Raw genomic sequence first — 8,797 nt, 5'->3', positions numbered from 1 at the left:
GGGACGCCGCCCGCCCCGACCGGCAACCGGTCGTCGGAAGCCCGGACAAGGCGGGCGGCTGCGCCCGCATCGAGAAGCGGCTGCCCACACTGCCGGACTGGCCGCGGGTGCGCAGCGAGATCGGGCGGAACCCGGCCGACGAGAAGCGCATCGCGACCATCGTCGCCGGGATGACGCTCGCCGAGAAGGTCGGCCAGATGACCCAGCCCGAGATCTCCGCGATCACTCCCGACGAGGTCCGGCAGTACGCCATCGGCTCGGTCCTGAACGGCGGCGGCTCCTGGCCCGGCCGCGACAAGCACGCCGCCCCGAAGGCCTGGCTCGACCTCGCAGACGCCTACTGGCAGGCGTCGGTCTCCACCCGCACGAAGATCCCGATCATCTGGGGCATCGACGCCGTGCACGGCGACAACAACGTGTACGGCGCCACGCTCTTCCCGCACAACATCGGCCTGGGCGCGGCCCACGACCCCTGCCTCGTCCGGGACGTCGGGGCGGCCACCGCCACCCAGATCAGGGCCACCGGACAGGACTGGGCGTTCGCGCCCACCCTCGCGGTCGTCCGGGACGACCGGTGGGGCCGCACGTACGAGGGCTTCTCGGAGGACCCGCGCGTCACCCGGGCGTACGGCTACGAGATCGTCCGCGGCCTGCAGGGCGGCCACGGCCACCGGCTCGGCGGCGTGCTCGCCACGGCCAAGCACTTCATCGGCGACGGCGGCACGGCCAAGGGCCAGGACCAGGGGGTGAACCCCTCGTCCGAGGCCGACATGATCAACATCCACGGCCAGGGCTACTACGGCGCCCTGGCGGCCGGCGCCCAGACCGTGATGGCGTCGTTCAACAGCTGGACCAACCCCGACCTCGGCATCGAGGAGGGCAAGATCCACGGCAGCGAGAAGGCCCTCACCGAGATCCTCAAGCGGAAGATGGGCTTCGACGGGCTGGTCGTGTCCGACTGGAACGGCATCGGCCAGGTCGCCGGATGCACCAACGCGAGCTGTCCCCGGGCGATCAACGCGGGGATCGACGTCGTGATGGTGCCCAACGACTGGAAGGCGTTCATCGCCAACACGATCGCGCAGGTGCAGTCGGGCGACATCCCGATGTCCCGGATCGACGACGCGGTCACCCGCATCCTGCGGGTCAAGCTCCGGGCCGGGGTCTTCGACGAGCCGAGGCCGTCGGCCCGCGCGCACGCCGGGTCGGCCGACGCCCTGCAGGCCCGGGCGCTCGCCCGCAGGGCCGTCCGCGAGTCGCAGGTCCTGCTCAAGAACAACGGCAGGGTCCTGCCGCTCGCGCCCGGCTCCACGGTCCTCGTCGTCGGCAAGAGCGCCGACAACCTGCAGAACCAGACGGGCGGCTGGAGCCTGAGCTGGCAGGGCACCGGCAACACCAACGCCGACTTCCCGAACGGCACCACGATCCTCGCCGGCCTCAAGGAGGCGCTCGGCGCGGACCGCGTGACGTTCAGCGAGAACGCCGACGGCGTCGACCCGTCCGCCTACGACGCGGTCGTCGCCGTGATCGGCGAGACGCCGTACGCCGAGGGCGTCGGCGACCTCGGGCGCAAGACGCTGGAGGCGGCCAAGCTCTACCCCGGCGACCTCGCCGTGCTCGACAAGGTGAGCGGCAAGGGAGCCCCGGTGGTCACCGTCTTCGTCTCCGGCCGCCCGCTCTACGTCAACAAGGAGCTCAACCGGTCGGACGCGTTCGTCGCGGCCTGGCTGCCCGGCACCGAGGGCGGCGGGGTCGCCGACCTGCTCGTGCGCGGCAGGCGGAGCGGCGCCGGGTACACCGGCACGCTGTCCTACTCCTGGCCCCGGAGCGCCTGCCAGACGCCCCTGAACGTGGGCGACGAGGGCTACGACCCGCTGTTCCCCGTCGGGTACGGCCTGCGCTACGGCCAGACCGGGAAGGTCGGCACGCTCGACGAGACCTCACCCGGGGCGGCGTGCGGCAGCACGGGCGGCGGCGGCACCGCCACCGAGGACCTGGAGATCTTCGACCGGCAGGACGTCCCGCCGTACAAGAGCTACATCGGCTCGGCGGAGAACTGGGGCGGCACCGAGATCGGTCCCGACGGCGCCGCCGCCCACTCGGAGATCACCGTCGAGCCCGCCGACGTCAACGTCCAGCAGGACGGGCTCAAGGCCACCTGGACGGGGACCGGGCCCGCGCAGATCTACATGCAGAACCCGGCGGGCGGCACCGACCTGCGGGGATACCTGAACGCCGACGCGGCACTCGAGTTCGACGCGATCGTGTACTCCCCGCCCGCCAACCGAACCGTGGTGAGCGTGCACTGCGTCTATCCCTGCTACGCCGAGGTGGTGGCGACCTCGCTGTTCCAGAAGATGCCGGCCGGCGTGAAGACGACCGTCAAGATCCCGATCTCCTGCTTCGCCGCCGGGGGCCTGGACCTGGAGGTGGTCAACACGCCCTTCCTCGTCTACACCGACGGCGCGTTCTCCGCGTCGTTCGCCAACGTCCGCTGGGTGCCGAAGGCGGCCACCGATCCCGACGCGCTGAGCTGCGCCGACCTCACCTAGGCGGCGCACCGCACCCGTCCTGGCCCGGGTCGCTTCGCGAAAGCGGCCTCCCGGGCCAGGCCGGGCTTCTCTAGCCAAAAGTGATATCACTTTGCTAGATTGGAGATAGACATCGAGGAGGAGTCATGACAGACACGCGCATCGCCGTCGACATGCCGACGCCGCGGATCGGCGAGCGGACGACCCGGGCGGTCTCCGGATGGCCGCTGCTGGCGGCGGCCCTGCTTGGCCTGCTGGCCTCGCCCGTGCTGATCGCCGTGGGCGGCGACGCCGCGGCCGGGGGCGACGGCGGGAAGGGCACCGTCCTGATCATCGCGGGGCTGCTGCTCCTCCTGGGCGTGGTCGTGGTCTTCACCGGCCTGACCGCCGTCGCGCCCGGCGAGGCGCGGGTGGTGCAGCTGCTCGGCCGCTACGTCGGCACCGTGCGCGCCCCCGGCCTGCGCTTCGTGGTCCCCTTCACGAACAAGCGGCGCGTGTCGACCCGCATCCGCAACCACGAGACGGACGTGACCAAGGTCAACGACGCCGACGGCAACCCGATCGAGATGGCGGCCGTGGTGGTCTGGCAGGTCGAGGACACGGCCAAGGCCGTGTTCGAGGTGGACGACTTCGTGGAGTTCGTCGCCTTCCAGACCGAGACGGCCGTCCGCCACATCGCGGGCAGCTACCCGTACGACGGGCACGACGACACGCTCTCGCTGCGTGAGAACGCCGACGAGATCACCGGCCGCCTGTCGGCCGAGATCCAGGCCCGGGTGGCGTCCGCCGGCGTGAAGGTCATCGAGTCGCGCATCACCCGCCTGGCGTACGCGCCGGAGATCGCGCAGGCGATGCTGCGCCGCCAGCAGGCCGGCGCCGTCGTCGCGGCCCGCCAGCGGATCGTGGACGGCGCGGTCGGCATGGTCGAGGCCGCCCTGGCCCGTCTCGAGGCGAACGAGGTGATCGACCTCGACGAGGAGCGCAGGGCCACGATGGTCAGTAACCTGCTCGTCGTCCTCTGCGGCGACCGCGACGTGCAGCCCGTGGTCAACACCGGCTCCCTCTACCAGTAGCCGTGGCGACCGAGCGCAAGAGCATCCTGCTCCGGCTCGACCCCGCCGTGCACGACGCGCTGGCCCGGTGGGCCGGCGACGAGCTGCGCAGCACCAACGCGCAGATCGAGTTCCTGCTCCGGCGGGCGCTGTCCGACGCGGGACGGCTCCCGGGCGGCGCCGGCCGCATCCCCCGGCGCGGCCGCCCGCCCAAGTCACCCGCCCCGCCCGAGGCTCCGGAGGGCGCCGCGCCGCCCGCGCCGGACGCCGGGGCCCCATCCGACGACGACTGAGAGAAGGCGGTCCGCGTGGACATCCCCGGCTCCCTGGCGGAGCAGCTCTGCCTCCTCGGCTACGACCCCCGCAGGGAGCGGGTGGTGACGGGCCTGCCGTTCCCCTATCTGCTCCGCGCGGCGGCGCTCACCGACCTGCTGCTGCGCGGCCGCATCGCCGACGACGGCGGCAGGGTGCGCGTCCTGACCGAGGAGGCCGTCGGCGATCCCGTCCTGGACGACCTGCTGGCCGTCCTCGCCGCCTCCCCGCCCCGGACGTGGCGGCACTGGATCGGCAAGGACCGCCGTCGGACGGTGGAGGCGGTCCTCGACCGGCTGGAGGGGCAGCGGCTGGTCCGGCGGGAGACGCGCAAGCAGTTGCTGATCTTCAGCAGTCGTCTCGTCCGGGTCCGCGACACCCGGGTGGCCCGGAGGCTCGCGGCCCGGGTCGACGGGGCGCTCACCGGTCCCGTCTCCCGCGTCGACGCGCGGGACGCGGCGCTCGTCGCCCTCGCGGCCGCGGGCGAGGTCGGGACCGTGCTCCCGTCGGCCAAGCGGCGGGAGCACCGGCAGCGGATCGCCCAGCTGACCGAGCGGAGCGGACCGGCGGCGCCGGCCCTGCGCAGCGTCGTCCGCCAGGCCCGCGCCGCCTACTCGGGCTGACCACCGCCCAACCCTCCAGCCGCGCGGTTGTGAGGGCGCGCGGACGACAGTCAGGACCGGCGGGCTCGGGCGGCGTCGGGCGCGGCGGCGGGCTCGGGCGGGCTCAGGCTGGGTGGCGGGCTCCCGCGGTCTCAGGCGACCTGAGGCGAACCTCAGGCGGGCTCGGCGGGGGAGTCGGGGGTGAGGCGGGTGCGCGCGCCGGCGGCGGAGGGGCGGAGCACGCCGGCCCCGAGCAGGACGGTGGCCAGGAGGGCCGTGACGAGCCCGAAGGAGATCGGCAGCCCGGTGAAGGCGGCGATGCCGCCGATGGCGCTCGGCGCGACGAAGCCCGAGGCGTAGCTGACGGTGGCCGCGCCGGCCACGCCCTCGCTCGGCGTCCGCCCGGCGTTGCCGGCGGCGGCGAAGACCAGCGGGATCACCACGGCGATGCCGAGGCCGATCAGCATGAACCCGGCGATGGCCGGGACCGGCGCCCGCCCGGCCACCACGAGGACGCCGCCGAGCGTCGCGAGCGCCCCTCCGGCGCGGACGGTGCGGACCGGGCCCACGCGTCGGACCACGGCGTCCCCGCACAGGCGGCCGGCGGCCATCATGAACGCGAACGCCGTGTAGCTCGCCGCCGCCACGGCGGGCGAGGCTCCGGCGACCTGCTTCAGGTAGACCGCGCACCAGTCCTGGCTGGCCGACTCGCCGAAGATCCCGGCGAACCCGATCAGCCCGATGAGCAGGACCTCCCGTGCCGGGAGGACGAAGTGCGGTGGCGCGGCCTCGTCCGCCCCCGGCCGCACGTCCAGCAGGAAGGGCCCGACGCCGAGGCCGGCCACGATCAGCACGACGGCCATCGCCCCCAGATGGACGCGGGCGTCGAGGCCGACGTGGGCGGCGAGGATCCCGGCGCCGCCGGCCACCAGGCCGCCCACGCTCCACATGCCGTGCAGGCCCGACATGATCGAACGGCCGAGCCGCTGCTCGACCACGACGCCCTGGGCGTTCATGGCGACGTCGCACATCCCGGCAACGGCCCCGTACACGAACAGGACGAGCCACAGCGACGGCAGGTTGGGCGCGAGCGCGGGGAAGGCGAGCATCGCGCACCACAGCGCGATGAGCCAGCGGGTGACCGCGCGGCCGCCGAACCGGTGCGTGACGCGGCCCGCGGTCGGCATGGCCACGAGCGACCCGACCGCGGGCGCGAGCAGGGCCAGGCCGAGGCCGCCGGGCCCGGTGTGCAGGTGGTCCTGGATCCACGGGATCCGGGTCGCGAAGCTCCCGGTCACCGCGCCGTGCAGGGCGAACGTGGCCGCGACCGCGACCCGTGCCCGTGTCAGTCCCCGATGATCCACGCGCACACGGTACCCGCTGGGCCCGGGGTCATCGCCAGGTATCGGAGCGTGTGACCGATCCGCCGGATCCTGTGGTGAAGGTCCGGTTCGCCCCGCTCTCCCAGGTCACCGAGCCGTCCGGGTTCTTCTTGATGTACTTGTACTCGACCCCGGTCGAGCCGGGCAGCGTGACCGTGGCCGACCACACCGGGTACGACGCCGGCGACATCGGGATCGCGTTCGCCGTGTTCCAGGACCCGAGCGCCGGGATGTTCCCCACGACGTACACGTTCTGGCCCCAGACGGTGGTGGCGGTCGCACTGAACGTGGCCGCGACCGTGCCGCCGTTGGGCGGCGGCGACGCCGGCGCGCCGACGCGGACGGCCACCGCCGATTTCGCCGGCACCGTGACCGGCGCGGTCCCGTCGGCGGCCACGGTGACCGACCCGCTCCCCGCGACGTTCTGGTACGTCCCGGCGGGCAGCCCGGTGGTGAAGGTCCGCGTCAGCGGGGCGCCTCCGTTGTTGATCGCCACCCAGCCCTTCGCGCCCCGGCTGAACGCGATGACGTTGTCGCCGTCGTCGTACCAGTCGGCCACCCCGGTGCCGGCGACCGTGTCGTAGAAGCCCACCATGCCGGTCATCTGGCGGTGGAAGCAGGTCCAGCGGCCGCTGGAGCAGTCGGCGTCGGTGACGAACCCGCCGTTCGCGGACGGCGGGCCGGCCTCGGAGTCGCTCCAGGTGAAGCCGGAGTAGACGCTCGGCGTCCCGTACGGCCAGGCGAGCATGAACACGTTGGCCAGCCGGTAGGTGTCGCCGTACTTGTAGTTCAGCGTGGATCCGTTGCGCTCGGTGTCGTGGTTGTCCACGAAGACGACGGCCTTGTCGGAGGGCACCGACAGCCCCCAGCTCCGGCCGAAGGTGGACAGCCAGTGGATCTGCCCGGTGAACTGCTCCTTCAGCTTGCGCCCGTACACGAACTCGTGGACGTCGCCGATGCCGGTGTACTGGCTCGGCTGCACGGCCTCGCCGTCGCCGTAGATGACCTCCTGCTGCAGGTACGGCGAGCCGGTGAGCCTGGACGTGATCGCGGACAGGTCGGCCGGGCTGATGTGCTTGGCCGCGTCGACGCGGAAGCCGTCCACCCCGAGCGAGGTCAGTTTGTTCAGGTACGCCGCGATCTGGTCGCGGACGTAGGAGGAGCCGGTGTTCAGGTCGGCCAGGCCGGACAGCTCGCAGCCCTGCACGTTCGACGCGTCGCCGTAGTTCGTGATGGCGCAGGCGGGGGAGTGGAAGTCGGCGGAGGAGTAGAGGCCGGGGTAGCTGTACTTGCCGAAGGAGTAGCCGCCGTAGCTCGAACTGCCCTGGCCGGTCATGTGGTTGATCACGGCGTCCGCGTGGACCTTCACGCCGGCGGCGTGACAGGCGGCGATCATCGCCCTGAACGCGTTCTCGTCGCCGAACTTGCTGGTCAGCTGGTAGCGGGCGGGCTGGTAGACGTCCCACCAGACCGAGCCGCCCTTGGTCATCGAGTCCTCCGGGGGCGACACCTGCACCGCGCCGTACCCGGCGGGCCCGAGGACCGAGGCGCACTCCCTGCCGACGGAGGCCCAGTTCCAGTTCCAGAGGTTCGCGATCGGCCCCCGGAAGGGCGGCGCGGCCTCGGCCGGCCTGGCGAGCGCGACGGGCGCCGCGAGCCCGGCGCAGGTCAGCAGGGCCGCCGTCACGGCGGCCAGGGGTTTGTAGGATCTCATGGCGGGGTCTCCTGACAGTGCGGATGGGATCCCTCCGCCGGGCCGGGCGCGCCTACGCCTGGCCCGGCTCCTTCCACCGCCCGGATTCCGTGTGTCCCGGACGTTGCCCGGAAGTTACTGCGCCGCTGAGACCCGTGCAATGCTTTGCGCAAGAAGGGCCTGTTTTTCAGAATCTTTCAGCAACCGCTGTCAGCGGGGCAGGGACCAGACGAGCAGCCCCAGGCACATCTCGTCGCTGGTGCCCTCGCCCCAGACCACGTAGCGGGGCGGCAGGCCGCGCAGGGCCGGCAGCAGGCGGCGCAGCCCGGCGTCGTACGTGCAGGTCACCCGGAGCGTGTCTCCGGGCTTGACCGCGACGGGTGTCGCCAGCGGATGGATGGCCTGGTCGTCGAAGTCGTACGACGGGATGTCGAGCAGCGTCCTCGCCTTCGGCGTGCCCGGGTCGAGCTCGATCCTGATCGACCGGCCGAGCAGGTGCATGTGCCCGGCGACCGCGTAGACGGTGCCGCCCCGCTCCGGCCTGACGTCGCAGTGCTGCGTCGGCCCGGGTACCGGAGGCGCGCCCTTCCCGCACATCTGCGTCAGGCCGTCGACCATGCCCCGGGCCTGCTCGCCGAAGCGGTGGGCGACGTCGCGGACGGCGGCGGCCCGGTCGCACAGCGGCCCCGACTCCTGTGGCGTGCAGGGAAGCTCGATCGGCGCGACCAGCCGGCCCGTCTCCAGGGGGATGAGGTCGTCCGCGCCCTCGGCGAGCCGCAGCCGGATGCCCGACCGGTCCGTGCCGCCCGGCCTGCCGTCCGTGGCCAGCAGGTTGTAGTGGATCTGCAGGATCATCCGGCTGCCCGCCGGCATCGCATATCCCGCCTTCTGCCTGAGCAGGGTCTCGTTGGCGCCCGGGGCCCAGTGGCCGACCCATGCGCCGTTCTCCACGCCGGCGTCCCCGAAGCAGGTCCACCCTTCGCCCGGGGTGGAGGCGTCCAGGGACCGCGCCGCCTTGGCCTCCTGGGGTCCCACCCGGAAGACGATCGCGTGGTGCACGATCGCGGTGTTCTGCGGGAGGAACTGGCTGCCGGTCAGGAAGGCCGGCGCGGTCAGCCTCGGGTCGAGCAGGAAGCACCGGTACTCGTCGGTGCCGCCCGAGGGGGCCGCCGGCCGGTACGGCTGCGGCAGCGTGAGGGTCACGAACCGCTCCCCGGGCCGCAGC

Annotated in this window: 7 protein-coding genes; 4 read left to right on the top strand and 3 right to left on the bottom strand. The window is 72.9% G+C overall.

What is annotated here, in order from left to right; genetic code table 11:
- The 4 genes from MPTA5024_RS03850 to MPTA5024_RS03835 all read left to right on the top strand — a co-directional run.
- The coding region (locus tag MPTA5024_RS03850; protein ID WP_063794615.1) for a glycoside hydrolase family 3 protein at positions 1-2,552 on the top strand (2,552 nt) is incomplete at its 5' end.
- A 125-nt stretch (positions 2,553-2,677) separates the two neighbouring features.
- The gene (locus MPTA5024_RS03845; protein ID WP_036319905.1) at positions 2,678-3,604 is read left to right on the top strand and encodes an SPFH domain-containing protein; all 927 of its coding nucleotides are present in this window, start codon (positions 2,678-2,680) and stop codon (positions 3,602-3,604) included.
- A 2-nt stretch (positions 3,605-3,606) separates the two neighbouring features.
- The gene (locus MPTA5024_RS03840; RefSeq protein WP_036319902.1) at positions 3,607-3,876 is read left to right on the top strand and encodes a hypothetical protein; all 270 of its coding nucleotides are present in this window, start codon (positions 3,607-3,609) and stop codon (positions 3,874-3,876) included.
- A gap of 15 nt (positions 3,877-3,891) precedes the next feature.
- Positions 3,892-4,518 carry a GOLPH3/VPS74 family protein gene (locus MPTA5024_RS03835; protein WP_036319901.1) on the top strand — a complete coding sequence of 209 codons (627 nt, stop codon included), beginning with the start codon at positions 3,892-3,894 and terminating at the stop codon, positions 4,516-4,518.
- 152 nt (positions 4,519-4,670) lie between these two features.
- Here MPTA5024_RS03835 and MPTA5024_RS03830 read toward each other — a convergent pair whose 3' ends face one another.
- From MPTA5024_RS03830 to MPTA5024_RS03820, 3 genes are all read right to left on the bottom strand, one after another.
- Positions 4,671-5,861 (bottom strand): MFS transporter, encoded by a 1,191-nt coding sequence (locus MPTA5024_RS03830; protein WP_232326164.1) that lies wholly within the window; start codon positions 5,859-5,861, stop codon positions 4,671-4,673.
- 28 nt (positions 5,862-5,889) lie between these two features.
- Positions 5,890-7,593, bottom strand: a complete 1,704-nt coding sequence (locus tag MPTA5024_RS03825; protein ID WP_036319895.1) for a carbohydrate-binding module family 20 domain-containing protein — start codon at positions 7,591-7,593, stop codon at positions 5,890-5,892.
- A 189-nt stretch (positions 7,594-7,782) separates the two neighbouring features.
- Positions 7,783-8,797, bottom strand: a 1,015-nt coding sequence (locus tag MPTA5024_RS03820) for a monooxygenase (protein ID WP_036323059.1), incomplete at its 5' end; no start/stop codon positions are given.

The organism is Microbispora sp. ATCC PTA-5024 (assembly GCF_000511135.2).
GTDB lineage: Bacteria > Actinomycetota > Actinomycetes > Streptosporangiales > Streptosporangiaceae > Microbispora > Microbispora corallina.
This window is presented reverse-complemented; position numbering and strand designations above follow the sequence as displayed.

Coding starts and splice junctions, on each gene's coding strand:
- MPTA5024_RS03825 (WP_036319895.1), bottom strand. CDS start 7,593: ATGAGATCCTACAAACCCCTGGCCGCCGTGACGGCGGCCCTGCTGACC.
- MPTA5024_RS03845 (WP_036319905.1), top strand. CDS start 2,678: ATGACAGACACGCGCATCGCCGTCGACATGCCGACGCCGCGGATCGGC.